This window comes from Nesterenkonia suensis (genome assembly GCF_054782935.1).
The window spans coordinates 298,654-314,214 of record NZ_BAAGRN010000001.1 but is presented as its reverse complement, the minus strand read 5'-3'; the positions used below and the strand labels follow the sequence as shown (position 1 = coordinate 314,214).

Genomic DNA, 15,561 nt, shown 5'->3' with positions numbered 1-15,561 from the left:
CTGAAAGGACCCGCCCATGAGTACCCCGGACACCGCCGCAGCCGACGGGACCGCCGGCCAGACGGCGGCGACAGCATCTCTGCTGCACCGCCGACACTCGACCCTGGGCCCGCACTCCCCGCTGTTCTACCAGGAACCGCTGCACCTGGTCTCCGGTGCAGGCGTGTGGCTGACCGCCGCCGACGGCACCCAATACCTCGACGGATACAACAACGTGCCCCATGTGGGACACGCGAACCCCCGGGTGCAGCAGGCGATCAGCGACCAGGCTGGACGACTGAACATCCATACCCGCTACCTCCATGACCGCGTGGTGGAGTACGCGGAGCGGATGCTGGCGGAGTTCGACGCACACCTGGATCGTCTGTTCCTCACCAACTCGGGCTCCGAGTCCAATGAGCTCGCCCTGCGTCTGGCGACGCAGCACACCGGGGCCCGCGGCGTGCTGGTCACCGACTTCAGCTACCACGGGAACACCCGGAGCCTCGCAGAGCTGACCACAGGACTCGCCGTGGGTGAGGCGTTCGGCGACCACGTGCGCACCCTCCACGTCCCGGACACGAGCACCGGTGACGATCCTCGCCTGCTCCTGGAGAGCTCCGCGGCCCAGCTCGATGACGCGCTGTCGTCTCTCCACGAGGAGGGCCACGGCGTCGCCGCCCTGCTGGTGGACCCGCTGTTCTCCACGGAGGGAATGCCCCAGCCTCCGGCCGGGTGGACACAGATGCTCGCCACAAAGGTTCGTGCCGCGGGCGGCCTGATCATCGCGGATGAGGTGCAGTCCGGGTTTGGGCGCCTCGGCGGCGCGATGTGGGGCCATCAGGCCGTCGGGCTGGAACCTGACCTGGTGACGATGGGCAAGCCCATGGGCAACGGCCACCCCCTGGGCGGTGTCGTCACGACTGCCGAGCTGCTCGATGAGTTCGGCCGGCGGAACATGTACTTCAACACCTTCGCCGGCAACCCGGTCTCGGCCGCGGCCGGGCTCGCCGTCCTGGACGAGATGGAGGACCGGCGACTCATGGCCCATGCGGCGGAACTCGGGAGCCGGGTCCACCGCCAGCTGGAGGAGATCGCCGCCGTCACCGGCCGCATCAGCGCCCGCCGCGGCTCAGGACTGTTCTTCGGGCTGGAGATCGTCGACGACGACGGCTCCCCCGACGCCCCGGCCACGACACGCCTGGTGGAGGAGATGAAGTCCCGACGCCTGCTGATCAGCCGCATCGGCCCGCAGGACAACGTGCTGAAGATCCGGCCGCCGATGGTCATCGAGGACCACGAGGCCCAGCTGCTCCTCGACGGGCTCGCCGAGAGTGTGGCGACCGTGCTGGGGTGACAGCAACGCCTCAGGTCGTCCCCGTGATCTGGACCGTCATCAGCCAGATCACGCCTGAGGAAGGCCCACCGCGGAGGCAACGTCGCGTGGGCGGACTCAGCGCCCCAGCACCGTCTGCAGGATGCTGCCCGCCGCGGCGTCGGCGTCGGCGAGGGTGCGGGCCCCGGAGCGGGGGTCTCCTCCGGACTCAGCGGCGATGGCGGTGCCCCACTGCACCGAGCTCAGCTGCAGTCCGAGGACGTAGACGCCTTCCAGGGGCACACCGTCGGCGTCGATGAGGCGGTGGGGAGCCTCGGTGACGTCGAAGCCCTTGCCCGCCCGTGCGGCCCCAGAGCCGTCGACGATCTCCTTCGGGCGGGCCAGACCGTCTGCCAACAGACCTGCCACCAACGGCGAGCGGGACATCTGCACCCGATTCGCGGGCATCATCGCTTCGATGAGCCACCGGGCCTGATGCGGTGCGGCGGCCACCCACGGTGATTCGGCGGTGAAGACCCCCGCTTCCCGGTCGACGTCGAAGACAGGGTCGGGGCCGAGGAAGTCCACCACGCCGGCCCGGGTCAGCGCGGCCAGCTCCTCGATACGCTGCAGCGGCGGGCCGCTGGCCAGGCCCTCCACCAGAGGTTCGAACCAGCCCTCGATCTCCCCGATCTGGCTCTCTGCGGAGACCCTCCCCTCGCTGATCAGCGCCTTGACCTCCATGCGGGCGGCGTGCAGCGCGCCGATCGCCATCTTCACCGGGCTCGCGGCGCCGGCTGCCGAACTCGCGGCGTCGTCCTCCAGGTAGGCGAGCATGTGCTCCCGGTGATGCTCCGCAGAGTCGAACACCACGTCGTCGAAAGGACGTCCCAGGGACCGGATGTCGAGCCAGAGCACATCCGGGGCGTGCTCATGGAGCAGGTGCTGCCCATGGACGGCCAGCACCTGCTCGCCGACGCCGGAGTCGGCCAGCAGGGCATCGAACTCGCTCAGGAACCGCTCGGGCCCGGCAGGGAACAGCTCCGGGTACACGGCGGCCAGAGTCCGGTAGTAGGTGCGCAGCACATCCCGGTGGATGAGCGGCCACAGATGCGCGGAGAAGTCCAACACGTCATGCCGGCGCTCGGCAGCCGACACTGCTTCATCGGTGAAGTGGAGGAGTCGGATGCCGGCCGGGACGAACCCGGCGGCCGTGGTCTTGGCCCGGTAGGGGGCTCCCCGCCGGGCCCCTGCGATCAGGTGCGGTTCGTTCCCGCTGCGATGGTAGTGCAGACGACGGCCTGGGGGGTTCTCCGGCAGATGGCGGAACCGCCCGCCCCGGCCGGCGGTGGCCTGGATCATCAGGTCGAAGAAGTTCAGCCCCATCCCACGGATCAGGACCGGCTCACCGGCCGGGATCTGCTCCACGTCGACATCCGTGGGGATCGCCGGCGGGAAGTGATGCAGCCCGAGATCGGCGGCCACTTCGGCGAGGTGCTGCCCGGAGTCGCTGAGCCGAGCCGGCACATGGCCGAGGGCGAGGACGACGGCGTCGGCGCCGAGGACGGTGCCGTCGTCGCAGGTGAGCCGATAGGGGAACGGCGCCGCGTCAGAGGCGAGGGGCTGATCTGTGGGGGGCTGGCGCTGCAGGCGTGTGACCTGCACCCGACGGGACTCCACCTGCACCCTGTCGCGGGCGGTCAACTGCGCGAGGGTCTCCGCATGGAGCTCGGCGAGGTACCGCCCATAGACCGCACGGGTCGGGTAGTCGGCGTCGTCGAGCTTTCCCCACCGGGTGCGGCGCCACTGGGCGAAGCTCCGCGCGACGCTCGAGGGAGTCAGCTCCTGGCGAGTCTCCCCCACCGGAGCCGCTGTGGGGTAGCTGGCCGGGGTGTTCATGAGATACAGCGGGGACTGACCCGGATCCCAGACACGCCCAGGTCCGTGGCAGGCAGGGTCGAGGATGACGAGCCGAAGCCGAGGGGCAGGGTCCGGCACATGGTCCAGGTGAGCCAGGAGCCGCTCCAGGAAGGAGGTCCCCCGCGGTCCGGCGCCGACGACGGCCACGACGTGCTCACGACCCACCGACGCCGTCTGCGCTGTCTCGACCTGGCTCATCGACGGCGGTCTCCTGTCTGGACTGACGGACTCTCGGGCTCTCTCCTGACCAGGGTACTGTGCCGCGCTCCGGACGCCGCGCTGCCGCTTTTGTGCTTCGAGGAGGATTCCCGCTACTCTGGTGGGGCGTCTGGACGAGCCGTGGGTGATCCCCGTGGAGTTCCAGGCGCACAGGAGGCGTGCCGGAGCGGCCGAACGGACTTCACTGCTAATGAAGGGTCCGGTTAATCCCGGACCGGGGGTTCAAATCCCCCCGCCTCCGCCGCTGTGATGTATCGGGACATCGTTGACAGATGTCTCACAGCATCATTGACAGAAGGGCCTCCGAACCCCCGGGTTCGGAGGCCCTTCGTCATAGGGGCCTGGTGTGGGTTCACTCAGGGGTGTATCGGGCGTAGGGCGGAGACCGAGCCACACACACCAGAAGATAATTTTCAATAGCTGAATCCAAATAGAAACTTGATAACAAGTTTGTATCGCGAGTCTTTCGTTTGCTATTTTCTGAAACCATGGCAGTGGGGATGCCCCGCCCGGGACATTCGCTCCGATGAGATGAGGGACCATGCATCGCAAGATCTCTACCCTGTCCATGGCCGTACTGCTCGGCATTTCGCTCACCGCGTGCGCAGATCTGGAAGAACTCGACGATACGGACGCTGCCTCCGACGCCGGCACAGATCAGCGGGAGACCACAGACGACGGTGCGGACGACGCGTCCGAGGAGGAAGAGCACCTGCCCGAAGAGGCCCAGCAAGAAGCTGAGGAAGCCGAGCAGGAAGCCGAACGAGAAGCAGAAGAGGCAGAAGAGGCTGAACGCGAAGCCGAGGAACAGCACGAGCTCGAAGAGCAAGAAGCGGCCGACGCCGAGCGCGAGGCCGAGCGCGAGGCCGAGGCCGAGGAGGACACCGTCGATGCTGAGCCGGAGGCGGACGAGACCTCAAGCCAGCGCAACGCGAGGCAGGCTGCAGAGTCGTACTTGAACTTCACGGCGTTCTCACGCCAAGGCCTCATCGAGCAGCTGGAGTTCGAGGACTACAGCACTGAGGACGCGGAATATGCCGTCGACAATGTCGACGTCGACTGGTACGAGCAGGCAGTGAAGTCTGCTGAGTCCTATCTCGACTACACGTCGTTCTCCCTGCAGGGCCTGATCGATCAGCTGGAGTTCGAGGGATTCACTCCCGAGCAGTCCGAGCACGGTGCCAACGAGGCCTATTGAGAGCTCCAGCTCCGGGCCACACCGATGGGACGCCTCTCCGGAATCGGCCTGGTTTCAGTCGTCTCGCCGTGACAGCAGCTCATGGACGCGATCTGTCACGGTGATCGCATAGCCGACGGCCTTGAGGCTGTCTGCCGTAACCGGCAGTCCGATGTCGCGGACGAACAGCGCCAGCTCTTCCCAGTCGTGTTCCTCGGCGGACACCGTCCCGTCGGTTCGCACCTCGGGGCCTGTGGTGACGCGGACCTCGTCGATCACGTCCTCGAGGCTCAGCCCCGTCGTCGGATCCTCCTCTGGCGCCCTTCCGTCGGTGTACCTGATGGATGAGAGCGTGAATCCGAGGTCCCGCAGCATCACGCGTCGACCATCATCCACCTCCACGAACTCAGCGACGTCGAAGCGGATCGCAGGATCGCCCACACATGGCACCCGCTCCAGATCGCACACGGCCCCGAGCCCCACGACGACCTCATCGCCGGACAGGGCCGGCTGTTCGATGAGACGAATCTCTGCGCGCCGGGCGGCGTGGGGCAGGGGAGCGAAGTCCATGCTCTCGTGACCTTTCCGCGGGATGAGTCGACCAGCCTGAGCCAGTCTCCCAGTGTCTTCGATCCCGCTGCGGCGCACCCGGGCGCGTGGACCACGGGATGAGTCCCGACGTCCAGATGATCCCCAGCTCAGCTCAGGCTCGCGCTCAAGAACAGGTCGTAGCGTAGGGAACGCCTCATGGAGGTGCGAGTGATCCGGACCCCCGGGTTGGCCTTCTGCGATGTCCCCCCTCGGCGTCGGCCAGCCCGGGGGTCTTCTCTGTGTCCGGATCTGTCGCCGGACCCGCCTGGACGCTCCTGCCGCACCCCGCATAGGCTCATGGGCCATGGGCATCGGCGTGGTCGCGATCGGCAAGAAGCACGAGAAATGGGCGACAGACGGCATCGAGCGCTACACCCAGAGGTTGCGCAAGCCCTACGATCTCAGCTGGAAGCTGCTCCCCCATTCCTCCCGCGACGGTGACGCCGCACGCACCGAGGAGTCGGCGCGCATTCTGGGTGCCATCAAGCCGCAGGACCACGTGGTGCTGCTGGACGAACGGGGCAAGAACATCGATTCGCCGGCCCTGGCGGAGCACCTGCAGAGCCAGTTCGACCACGGTCATCCCGTGGTGCTGGTGATCGGCGGAGCCTACGGGGTGGACCATGAGCTGCATGCGCGCGCGGACTTCGTCTGGTCGCTCTCCAAGCTGGTGTTCCCGCACCAACTGGTCCGCATGATCCTCGCCGAGCAGGTCTACCGGGCCCAGGAGATCGCCGGAGGGAGGCCGTACCACCATGTCTGACCCCACCCCGCCAGAACACATCCCGGAACGCTCCTCCGCCGACCGCCGAGATCCCGACGGCGACCGCGGGCCCGAGGGCGAGTCCCTGCTTCCTCCGGTGGTGGGCGTCCTCGGCGCGGGACGCGCGGGCACTGCCTTCGCCCGGGCGCTTCTCGCCGCAGGCTTCGGGGTGGACATCTGTTCCACCCGACCGCCGAAGGCCCTGCGCCACCATCTGAAGATCTACGCCCCCGGGGCCACCGCCGTCACTGCCGAGGAGGTGCCCACCCGTACCCGGGAGCATCCGCGCGGCATCGTCATCCTCGCAGTGCCGCAGGAGGAGCTCGATGAGCTCGACCCCACACTGGTGGACGGCTGCGTGCTCATCGACGCGACCAACACCTGGCACGACGAGCTGCTGCCGCCTTGGCTGCAGGCCGCCGTGGATGAGCAGCTGCCCACCTCTCTGGCCATCGCCGGACGTTTCTCCGGCGCGCGGGTGGTCAAGGCGCTCAACCACGTCGCTCACACCGAGTTCGACGACGCCGCCGCACGCGACATGCCCCTCGACCAGCGCCGCGCCCTCGGCGTGGCCGGAGACGACGACGCCGCCCGGGGCCTGGTCATGGCGCTCATCTCCGCCATGGGCTTCGACCCGGTGTCCCTGGGGCCGCTGGCCGTCGGCCGGGTGCTGGAGCCGGACGGCCCAGTGTTCAACCGGCCCGTGCGCCGAGCGGACCTGCTGCCCTACGCCCGATGAGATGCTGCGGGGCGAGGGTGTGACTGCCGCTGGAGTCACACCCAGATCCCACGTAGGTTGGTGCGCCGGCGCCCGCCGTCACCTCAAGACAGCCTCGATGCGGCCCAGGGCTTCCCGCAACGCCTCTCTGGCACCGGGGGCGTCGAGGGCATGGCAGCTGACCTGGGTACGATCTGCCTGGCCCACCACCTGGACCACGATGGTTGAGGAACCCGCCGCTCCAGCTGCGAGCACGGCCAGGAACAGTTGGTCCTCCATGTCGTGACCAACCCCAGGCTGGTCCGACGGCAGGACATCGTCGACGAGCTCGGTCAGCGCCTCCTGACACCGGGCGCTCCACCGAGCGGGAAACACCGTGTTCAGTCCCACCACGGGAGTCAGCCGCGCGCGGAGAGCGGCAGCATTGCCCAGCAGACTGTCGGCCAGCACCTGGCGGAGGACATCAGCGGGCAACGCAGGTGAGGGGGCGTCCTGGATCACAGCACCAGTCATGTGGCGATCCTGCTCCAGGAGCCACGGCGATGCAACCCCGGAGGCGGCGACGACGGCGCATCACGGTTGTCCTGACCGGCCCGCGGACCTCTGCTTCCCACTGCCTCCCGCAGTAGCATCGGCGTCCATGAGCACCATCTCCCACCTTCTCCTTGAAGCCGCGGACCCCGCATCCTCAGAACGCCTGTGGACGGCCCTGGGCATCAGTGATCGGGTCCAGGTCCGGAAATCTGACGCGGAGACCGACGGGTTCCGGGGCTTCACGGTGTCCCTGGTGGCCCCCGGCCCCTCTGACGTCGACGCCCTGATGGAGACCGCCCAGGCCGCCGGCGCCACGGTGACCGATCCGGCGTCGAAATCCCTGTGGGGCTACGGGGGTGCCGTCCGCAGCGTCGACGGCACGTCCGTCACGTTCGCGTCCTCGTCGAAGAAGGACTCCGGCACGACCACCGGCGTGCTGGAGAACCTGATCCTGCAGCTCGGCGTCGACGACGTGGCCGCGACGCGGACGTTCTACACGGCACAGGGGCTCAGTGTGGGGACCAGCTATGGGAAGCGGTACGTGGAGTTCGAGACCGGAGCGGTGACCCTGACCGCGGTGAGGCGGAAGACCGTGGCCAAGGTCGCCGGTGTGGATCCTGCCAGCTCAGGGGCCCCTCGGATGGCGATCATCGGCGGCATCGGCCCGCTCACGGACCCGGACGGCTTCGTCTGGGATGCGCCCGAGGCCTGACGGCTCCTCGCGGTCCGGAGCCATGGGGCCGGGAGACCCAGCGGACACGTCAGCTCTCCTCGCTACAGTGGCGTCCATGGATGCCTCCCGCGATCCCCACCCGTCCCTGGCGCCGTTCACCGCGCCCACCCGCGAGTGGTTCTCCGCCTCCTTCGGCGCCCCGACCGCCGCGCAGGCCGGCGCCTGGGAGGCCGTCTCGCAGGACCGCCATGCGCTGGTGGTGGCCCCTACCGGTTCAGGCAAGACGCTCTCGGCGTTCCTCTGGTCAGTGGACCGGCTCTTCGCCGCGCCCGCCGAGGGCACCACGGTCCTCTACATCTCTCCGTTGAAAGCCCTCGGGGTGGACATCGAGCGCAACCTGCGCAGCCCGCTGGTGGGCATCGGCCACACCGCTCGTCGGCTGGGGCATCCGGCCACGGAGATCACCGTCGGAGTGCGCACTGGGGACTCCTCGTCCAAGCAGCGCCGTGACCTGGTCCGCAATCCGCCGCACATCCTGATCACCACACCGGAGTCGCTGTACCTGATGCTGACGTCCCAGGCGCGGCAGACCCTCACGGGGGTCAGCACCGTCATCGTCGACGAGGTCCACGCCCTGGCCGGCACCAAGCGCGGCGCCCATCTGGCGGTGTCACTGGAGCGGCTGGACGACCTGCTGGGCTCCCCAGCCCAACGGATCGGGCTCTCCGCCACCGTGGAACCGCGGGATGAGGTGGCCCGCTTCCTGGGCGGCCGGCAGCCGGTGGAGATCGTCGCACCGCCGGCGGAGAAGGAATGGGACATCACCGTCTCCGTGCCGGTGGAGGATCTGGCCCACCCGCACGGCCCGCTGCCCGGTCAGGAGCCCGAGCCCACGAGCCTCGACGACGGCAGCGCGGGCGGCTCGGACGGACTCGCCGAGCTCGCCGCAGTGCCGGGCTCCCAGCCTCTGCAGCCCTCAGTCTGGCCTCATGTGGAGCACCGGATCGTGGACCTGGTCGCCTCCCGGCGCTCCACGATCATCTTCGTCAACTCCCGCCGGCTGGCGGAGAAGCTGACCGGCCGGCTCAACGAGATCTGGGCTGAGCGGCAGACCCCTCACGACAGCGACGCCGACAGCGACGCCGAGGCTTCAGCCGATCTGGCACGTTCCCACCATGGTTCAGTCTCCAAGGAGCAGCGCAAGCTGGTGGAGGAGGACCTCAAGTCCGGACGGCTGCAGTGCGTGGTGGCGACCTCCTCGTTGGAGCTGGGCATCGACATGGGCGCGGTGGATCTGGTGATCCAGGTGGAGGCCCCGTTCGCCGTCTCCTCGGGACTGCAACGCATCGGCCGTGCCGGCCACCAGGTCGGCGAAGTCTCGGTGGGCTGGTTCTTCCCCAAGCACCGTGGCGATCTGGTCTCCATTGCCGTCGTGGTGGAACGCATGCTGGCCGGGCGGATCGAGGCGCTGCACGTCCCGCGCAGCCCGCTGGACATCCTGGCCCAGCAGACTGTGGCCGCCGTCGCCTTGGACACCCTCGACGTCGAGGAGTGGTTCGAGACGCTGCGCCGCAGCGCTCCCTTCTCCTCCCTGCCGCGCTCGGCCTATGAGGCCACTCTGGACCTGCTGGCGGGCAAGTACCCCTCGGACCGATTCGCGGAGCTGCGTCCGCGGATCGTCTGGGACCGCGACGCCGGCACCATCACCGGCCGCCCCGGCGCCCAACGGCTGGCGGTCACCTCCGGCGGCACCATCCCGGACCGGGGGCTCTTCGGGGTCTATCTGGCCGGCGGTGAGGAGTCCGGCTCCTCCCGCACCGGGGGCCGCCGAGTGGGTGAGCTCGACGAGGAGATGGTCTACGAATCCCGGGTGGGAGACGTCTTCGCCCTGGGGGCGACCAGCTGGAGGATCGAGGAGATCACCTTCGACCGGGTGCTGGTCACCCCAGCCTTCGGGCAGCCCGCCTCTCTGCCGTTCTGGCGCGGTGACGGGCTGGGCCGCCCCGCGGAGCTGGGCGAGGCGCTGGGACGTTTCCATCGGGAGATCCGCACCGCGGACGACGGGGTGGCCACGGCCCGTCTGAGCTCGCTGGGACTGGACACCTGGGCGCGGGAGAACCTGGTCCGATACCTCGCCGAACAGCAGGAGGCCACCGGCGCGCTGCCCACGGACACCACTCTGGTGGTCGAGCAGACCCGGGACGAGCTGGGCGACTGGCGAATCGTCCTGCACTCCCCCTATGGGATGCCGGTCCACGCACCGTGGGCCCTGGCGGTGGGCGAACGTCTGCATCAGCTCTACGGGTTGGACGGTTCGGCGATGGCCTCCGACGACGGCATCGTGCTGCGGGTGCCGATGATGGACGCCGACCCTCCCGGGGCGGAGCTGTTCCGTTTCGAACCCGACGAGCTCGAGGAGCTGGTCACCGAGCAGGTCAGCTCCTCAGCCCTTTTCGCCGGCCGGTTCCGGGAGGCCGCGGCTCGGGCGCTGTTGCTGCCGCGGCAGAACCCGGGCCAGCGCACCCCGTTGTGGCAGCAGCGGCAGCGCTCCGCCCAGCTGCTGGAGGTCGCCTCCGGTCATCCGGACTTCCCGATGATCATGGAGGCCATGCGGGAGGTCCTGCAGGATGTCTATGACATGCCGGCGCTGCGGGAGGTCATGGCGGGCATCGGGCGCCGCCGCATCCGGATGGTGGAGGCCACCACGCAGCGCCCCTCTCCCTTCGCCCAGTCGATCCTCTTCGGTTATGTCGCCCAGTACCTCTATGAGGGCGACTCTCCGCTGGCGGAGCGCCGGGCGGCCGCGCTCTCGGTGGACCCGGAGCTGCTCGGCGAGCTGCTGGGCCGGGTGGAGCTGCGGGACTTCCTCGACCCTGACATCATCGCCTCCGCTGAGGCTCATGCTCAGCGTCTCTCGCCCTCCCGTCGGCTGCGCGGGGCTGAAGGTGCCGCGGATCTGCTGCGTCTGCTGGGGCCGCTCAGCGCCGAGGAGCTGGCGGCTCGGCTGGCCGGTCCGCGCCCGGAGGACAGCACCGACCCCAGCGTCGATCACGGCGTCGATTACGGCGTCGATCACAGCGTCGATCACAGCGTCGATCACAGCATTGATCCCTCCGCCGGTGCCCACGACGTCGCTCCTCCGGCTCTCGACGTCGGCACCGCCCGCGAGCACGCCGAGTCCCTGGTGGCCGCCCAGCGGGCCTTCCGTGTCCGCTGGCGCGGAGAGGACCGCTACGCCGCGGTGGAGGACGCCTCCCGGCTGCGCGACGGTCTCGGCACACCGCTGCCCCCGGGCATCCCGCAGGTCTTCCTGGATCCGGTGGACGATCCGCTCCAGGACCTGGTCTCCCGGTTCGCGCGCACCCACGGTCCCTTCACCACGGCGGAGGCGGCGTCTGCACTGGGACTGGGGAACGCCGTCGTCGCCGAGGTGTTGGAGGGGCTGGCCGGTGAGGCGCGCCTGGTGCCCGGGCTGTTCCGGCCCGAGGTGGAGCCGACCGCGCGCGGGGAGTCCGAGTGGTGTGAGGTGGAGATGCTGCGCCGCATCCGCCGCCGCTCCCTGGCCGCTCTGCGCGCCCAGGTGGAGCCGGTGCCTCCGCAGGCCTTCGCCCAGTTCCTGGCCGAGTGGCAGTCGGTCACCCCGCAGACGCGGACGGAGGGCCAGGGATCCCTGGTGGAGGTCATCGCTCAGCTCTCCGGAGCGGCTGCGCCGGCGAGCGCCTGGGAGAGCCTGATCCTGCCGGCCCGGATCCGGGACTATCGGCCCGCGATGCTGGATGAGCTGGTCAGCTCCGGGGAGGTGGTGGTGGCCGGCCGTGGCGCGCTCTCCGGGCATGACGGGTGGATCGCGCTGCATCCCCACCAGGACGCCGAGGCCGGGCTCCTGGTGGTCAGCGACCACACGCCCACCGCCCTGCAGGAGCAGCTGCTGCAGGTCCTCGACGACGGCGGCGCCTGGTTCGCCGAAGCCCTGACGGATCAGCTGGCCCGCCGGCAGGAACCGCCTGTCGGCGAGGCGGTCTCGGCGGAGAAGGTCTCCGAGGCGCTGTGGGAGCTGTTCTGGACCGGGAGGGTCGTCCCGGACAGCTTCACCGCGATTCGCGGCATGCTCACCGGTGGGCGCACCGCGCACCGGGCGACGGCTCGACCCACCCGCAGTCGGCACACCTCCCGGCGGATGGCGCTGCGCCGGGCCGTGGAGTCTCGCCGGCAGATGTCCGACGTCTCGGGGCGGTCCGGGCAGGGAGGCGCGGCATCCGGGCCTCCCGGAGTCCGGTGGTCCTCCGCCCCGGGGACCGGGGAGGCTCCCCCATCGGGGGATCCTCAGCAGAGCAGCACGGCTCTGGCCTATGGCCGCGCCGAGATCCTGCTGGATCGATATGGGGTGGTCACCCGGGGTTCGGTGCTCGCCGAGCAGCAGACCGGGGCAACTGTCGGGGCGAAGACCTCCCGTAGCGCGGCCGCCGCGGAGGGGCCGCTGGCCGGAGGATTCGCCGCGGTGTACAAGGTGCTGGCTGCCGCCGAGGAGGCCGGACAGGTGCGTCGCGGGTACTTCGTGGAGCGGCTGGGGGCCGCCCAGTTCACCACCTCGGGCACCATCGATTCACTGCGGGCCACCTCGGAGGCGCTGGAGGACCGGGCCACACGTGAAGGGTCCGTCCCGGAGATGCTGGTGCTCGCCGCCACCGACCCCGCCAACGCCTATGGAGCGGCTCTGGACTGGCCGGAACTTGAGGAGAACCGGCACCGCCCGGGACGCAAGGCCGGCGCCGTCGTCGTGCTCCACCGAGGTGAGCTGGTGCTCTACATGGAACGCGGCGGACGCACCATGCTGCTGTTCACCGACCAGGAACCGCTCATCGATGCCGCCGCCGGGGCCCTGGTGGAGCGGCTGCGGCAGGCTCGCACCGGGCGGATCGCGGTGGAGCGGGTGAACGGTTTTCCGGTGCTCTCCACCCGGCTCGGGCAGGCGCTGCATCGAGCAGGTTTCCATTCTTCGCCGTCAGGCCTGCGGTTTTCCGGTTAGGCTGATGGCATGACTCTCTGCCTTCCGTTCCTGATGTTCCAGGGTCAGGCCCAAGAGGCCATCGACCTGTACCTGGAGACGTTCCAGGACGCCGAGCTCATCGAGATCCAGCACCACCCTGAGGGGACGGCGATCTTCGACTCCGGGCCGCCCGAGGATGAGCTCACGGAGGAGGCCGAGGAGCGCACTCCTGACGCCGGAGATGACAGCGAGCCGGAGGCGGACGGTGAGGACCGCGCGCCCGGTGAGGATGAGGTACCGGTCGACGCGGCGGACAACGGCCCGGGTGAGGAGCCGAACGATGACGCGGAGGCCCCAGGTGCGGACTCCGGTGCGCAGGCGGACCTCACCTCGGATGGCGCCGGTCCGGACGACGCCCTGATCACCGACGCACAGCGTGCGCCCCGCACCGGCACGGATCTCACCACCGTGGAGGCCGAACCGGAGCCGGCGGACCCACCGCGCCTGGTGGCCACGGCACAGATCCTGGTCGGCGGCCAGGTGCTGATGATCCAGGACAGCCTGGCCACCCATGACTTCAGCTTCACTCCCTCGGTCTCGGTGGCCGTGGTGGTGGACAGCACCGCTGAGTTCGACGAGGTCGTCGAGAAGCTCAGCCAGGGCGGAAGCTTCCTCATGGAGCCCGGCGACTATGAGTTCGCGAAGAACTTCGCCTGGATCCAGGACCGGTTCGGCATGTCCTGGCAGGTCAACCATCCTTTGACCGCCCCGGACGAGAACATCGCCCAGGCGCAGGCTCCCGACTGGGGCTGACCACGCACCGCATCCGGGCTCGTGACCCCGATCCAGCGGTCACCGCATCGACGGACCGCGAGGAGACGGTAGGCTGACCCGGTGGTCCAGAAGTCTCCTCTTCCCCTGCGCGACGGGGTCAATGCCACCCGACTGCGGCTGCCGCTGACCGGCCCCTGGGACACCATCCACGACTATGTCCTGGAGACGTTCGGCCATGTCGACCACGGTGGGATCACCCGACGGTTCGAGGCCGGCGAGGTGGTCGACGTCGAGGGCCGTGCGCTGAGCACCGCCACACCGCTGGGCGCGTGTCAGTTCCTCTGGTACTACCGGTCGGTGAACGACGAGCAGCCGCTGCCGGTCACCGAGGAGATCCTCCACGAGGATGAGCACCTCCTCGCCGTGGACAAACCCCATTTCCTGCCGACGACCCCTGCGGGACGCTATGTGCAGGAGTCTCTGCTGGTCCGTCTGCGCCGTCGCCTCGACCTGCCGGATCTGGTCCCGATCCACCGGCTGGATCGGGGCACCGCCGGTGTGGTGATCTTCTCGAAGGACCCCCGCACCCGTGGGGCGTATCAGCTGCTGTTCGAGAACCGTCAGGTGGGCAAGGTCTACGAGTGCGTCAGCGCTCTTCCCGCCGGGCAACCCTCGGCGGCCGTGCCGCAGGGAGCGCGCATCGGCGGACAGCTGGCGGCCCGGTTCCCCATGACGATCCGCAATCGGATCACCAAGACCAAGGGGGTCGTCGTCTCGGAGCTGCAGCCCTATGGGGTCGCCGACTCCGGACGTCGACCCCAGGACCGACGTGCACCGGCGAAGGGACGCCGCCGCACCACCCCCGTCCCGGGCGCCAACGCCTCCTCGCGGGTCGAGCTGCTGACGGCCGGCACCGGTCGGAGCGGGGTCGACGTCGGGCGTTTCCGGCTCACCCCGCATACCGGCAAGACTCACCAGCTGCGCATCCACATGGCACTGCTGGGGCTGGGCATCATGCATGATCGGTTCTACCCGGAGCTGCTCGACGACGCCCCGGACGACTTCGACCAGCCCTTGCAGCTACTGGCCCGCACCCTGCGCTTCATCGATCCGCTCAGCGGCGCAGCCCGGGTGTTCACCTCCGACCGCCGTCTGGTCGAAGCCCCGAACCCGCCGGAGGCGCCCTCATGGACGAGCTGATGGGCGCGGCCCAGGGTCTGGGCGATCCGGCGCTTCTGGACGCATGGGGATGGTGGTACTTCGCGGTTCAGCTGGTGGCCGTGGCGTTCACCGCCCTCGTGCCGCCCTTCCCCTCCGAGATCATGGTCATCGCCTCCGGGTCCATGGCCGCTGACGGGCTGATGCCGCTGGGCCTGGTCCTGACGGTCACGACTATCGGGTGTCTGGTGGGCGACGTGGCGGTGTATCTGCTCTTCCGGTTTCAGCTGATCCGGCTGCTGCACCGCTGGAGGTGGGGGCGGCTCCTCCATCGAAAGCTGCTGCGCCTGTCGCTGCGGGCCGGCAACACGTCCACGTGGGTGGGTCTGCTGCTGATCCGGGCGATCCCCGGAGGCCGCTGCGCCTCCATGGCGACGGCCGGCATGATGCGCCTGACCTGGCCGGTCCTCGTGCCCCTGGCCGTGGCAGGAGCTGTGACCTGGTCGTTGTGGCTGGTCGGGCTAGGTTACATTACGGGAACAACTACGGGGCTTCCCCCGTGGGCCAGCACGATCGCCGCCGTCGCAGTAGGTACGCTGGTGGGGTTGATCATCGCCGTGGCTTCCGCGCGACGGCGGCGATCACGTGTGAGCACGTCCTGAGCCCCGGCGGAGGTCTCCGGACTGCTTGACCCGCAGACCCGTGCGCCTGGATCACCGGTGCACAGCACACCCGAATCCGCATGAGGGGAGA

The 15,561-nt window shown here is 69.3% G+C and carries 12 protein-coding genes and 1 tRNA gene; 10 read left to right on the top strand and 3 right to left on the bottom strand.

Annotated features, from left to right (window positions below; all coding sequences use genetic code 11):
• Positions 1-16: 16 nt before the first annotated feature.
• The gene (locus tag ACYVKI_RS01335) at positions 17-1,336 is read left to right on the top strand and encodes an aspartate aminotransferase family protein (RefSeq protein WP_460688549.1); all 1,320 of its coding nucleotides are present in this window, start codon (positions 17-19) and stop codon (positions 1,334-1,336) included.
• 96 nt (positions 1,337-1,432) lie between these two features.
• On the opposite strand, the gene ACYVKI_RS01330 is transcribed toward ACYVKI_RS01335, so the two are convergent.
• Positions 1,433-3,412, bottom strand: a complete 1,980-nt coding sequence (locus tag ACYVKI_RS01330; RefSeq protein WP_460688548.1) for an FAD/NAD(P)-binding protein — start codon at positions 3,410-3,412, stop codon at positions 1,433-1,435.
• 173 nt (positions 3,413-3,585) lie between these two features.
• Here ACYVKI_RS01330 and ACYVKI_RS01325 point away from each other — a divergent pair.
• Both ACYVKI_RS01325 and ACYVKI_RS01320 read left to right on the top strand, forming a co-directional pair.
• Positions 3,586-3,674 (top strand) — tRNA-Ser (locus ACYVKI_RS01325).
• A gap of 300 nt (positions 3,675-3,974) precedes the next feature.
• Positions 3,975-4,631: an Ltp family lipoprotein gene (locus ACYVKI_RS01320; protein ID WP_460688547.1), complete on the top strand. Its 657-nt coding sequence runs from the start codon at positions 3,975-3,977 to the stop codon at positions 4,629-4,631.
• A gap of 54 nt (positions 4,632-4,685) precedes the next feature.
• On the opposite strand, the gene ACYVKI_RS01315 is transcribed toward ACYVKI_RS01320, so the two are convergent.
• On the bottom strand, positions 4,686-5,180 hold the full coding sequence (locus tag ACYVKI_RS01315) for a hypothetical protein (protein ID WP_460688546.1): 495 nt from the start codon (positions 5,178-5,180) through the stop codon (positions 4,686-4,688).
• Between the two features lie 325 nt (positions 5,181-5,505).
• Here ACYVKI_RS01315 and ACYVKI_RS01310 point away from each other — a divergent pair, with 325 nt between their 5' ends.
• Entirely contained in the window at positions 5,506-5,964 is a 459-nt protein-coding gene (locus ACYVKI_RS01310) for a 23S rRNA (pseudouridine(1915)-N(3))-methyltransferase RlmH (protein WP_460688545.1), read from the top strand.
• A complete protein-coding gene (locus ACYVKI_RS01305; protein WP_460688544.1) occupies positions 5,957-6,703 on the top strand; it encodes an NADPH-dependent F420 reductase in 747 nt (248 codons plus the stop codon). The genes ACYVKI_RS01310 and ACYVKI_RS01305 overlap by 8 nt, the downstream gene beginning before the upstream one ends.
• A gap of 78 nt (positions 6,704-6,781) precedes the next feature.
• Here the strand turns inward: ACYVKI_RS01305 and ACYVKI_RS01300 are convergent, their stop codons facing one another.
• Positions 6,782-7,195 carry a hypothetical protein gene (locus tag ACYVKI_RS01300; RefSeq protein ID WP_460688543.1) on the bottom strand — a complete coding sequence of 138 codons (414 nt, stop codon included), beginning with the start codon at positions 7,193-7,195 and terminating at the stop codon, positions 6,782-6,784.
• Positions 7,196-7,322: 127 nt separating this feature from the next.
• Here ACYVKI_RS01300 and ACYVKI_RS01295 point away from each other — a divergent pair, with 127 nt between their 5' ends.
• The 5 genes from ACYVKI_RS01295 to ACYVKI_RS01275 all read left to right on the top strand — a co-directional run bounded on the left by ACYVKI_RS01295 (position 7,323) and on the right by ACYVKI_RS01275 (position 15,470).
• A complete protein-coding gene (locus ACYVKI_RS01295) occupies positions 7,323-7,928 on the top strand; it encodes a glyoxalase (RefSeq protein ID WP_460688542.1) in 606 nt (201 codons plus the stop codon).
• Positions 7,929-8,004: 76 nt separating this feature from the next.
• Positions 8,005-12,915 carry a DEAD/DEAH box helicase gene (locus ACYVKI_RS01290; RefSeq protein ID WP_460688541.1) on the top strand — a complete coding sequence of 1,637 codons (4,911 nt, stop codon included), beginning with the start codon at positions 8,005-8,007 and terminating at the stop codon, positions 12,913-12,915.
• Between the two features lie 9 nt (positions 12,916-12,924).
• On the top strand, positions 12,925-13,689 hold the full coding sequence (locus tag ACYVKI_RS01285) for a VOC family protein (RefSeq protein ID WP_460688540.1): 765 nt from the start codon (positions 12,925-12,927) through the stop codon (positions 13,687-13,689).
• An 81-nt stretch (positions 13,690-13,770) separates the two neighbouring features.
• Entirely contained in the window at positions 13,771-14,850 is a 1,080-nt protein-coding gene (locus tag ACYVKI_RS01280) for a pseudouridine synthase (protein ID WP_460688539.1), read from the top strand.
• A complete protein-coding gene (locus ACYVKI_RS01275; protein ID WP_460688538.1) occupies positions 14,838-15,470 on the top strand; it encodes a DedA family protein in 633 nt (210 codons plus the stop codon). Before ACYVKI_RS01280 ends, ACYVKI_RS01275 begins: the two co-directional genes overlap by 13 nt.
• Positions 15,471-15,561 lie beyond the last annotated feature (91 nt).

Coding starts and splice junctions, on each gene's coding strand:
- ACYVKI_RS01335 (WP_460688549.1), top strand. CDS start 17: ATGAGTACCCCGGACACCGCCGCAGCCGACGGGACCGCCGGCCAGACG.
- ACYVKI_RS01330 (WP_460688548.1), bottom strand. CDS start 3,412: ATGAGCCAGGTCGAGACAGCGCAGACGGCGTCGGTGGGTCGTGAGCAC.
- ACYVKI_RS01320 (WP_460688547.1), top strand. CDS start 3,975: ATGCATCGCAAGATCTCTACCCTGTCCATGGCCGTACTGCTCGGCATT.
- ACYVKI_RS01315 (WP_460688546.1), bottom strand. CDS start 5,180: ATGGACTTCGCTCCCCTGCCCCACGCCGCCCGGCGCGCAGAGATTCGT.
- ACYVKI_RS01310 (WP_460688545.1), top strand. CDS start 5,506: ATGGGCATCGGCGTGGTCGCGATCGGCAAGAAGCACGAGAAATGGGCG.
- ACYVKI_RS01305 (WP_460688544.1), top strand. CDS start 5,957: ATGTCTGACCCCACCCCGCCAGAACACATCCCGGAACGCTCCTCCGCC.
- ACYVKI_RS01300 (WP_460688543.1), bottom strand. CDS start 7,195: ATGACTGGTGCTGTGATCCAGGACGCCCCCTCACCTGCGTTGCCCGCT.
- ACYVKI_RS01295 (WP_460688542.1), top strand. CDS start 7,323: ATGAGCACCATCTCCCACCTTCTCCTTGAAGCCGCGGACCCCGCATCC.
- ACYVKI_RS01290 (WP_460688541.1), top strand. CDS start 8,005: ATGGATGCCTCCCGCGATCCCCACCCGTCCCTGGCGCCGTTCACCGCG.
- ACYVKI_RS01285 (WP_460688540.1), top strand. CDS start 12,925: ATGACTCTCTGCCTTCCGTTCCTGATGTTCCAGGGTCAGGCCCAAGAG.
- ACYVKI_RS01275 (WP_460688538.1), top strand. CDS start 14,838: ATGGACGAGCTGATGGGCGCGGCCCAGGGTCTGGGCGATCCGGCGCTT.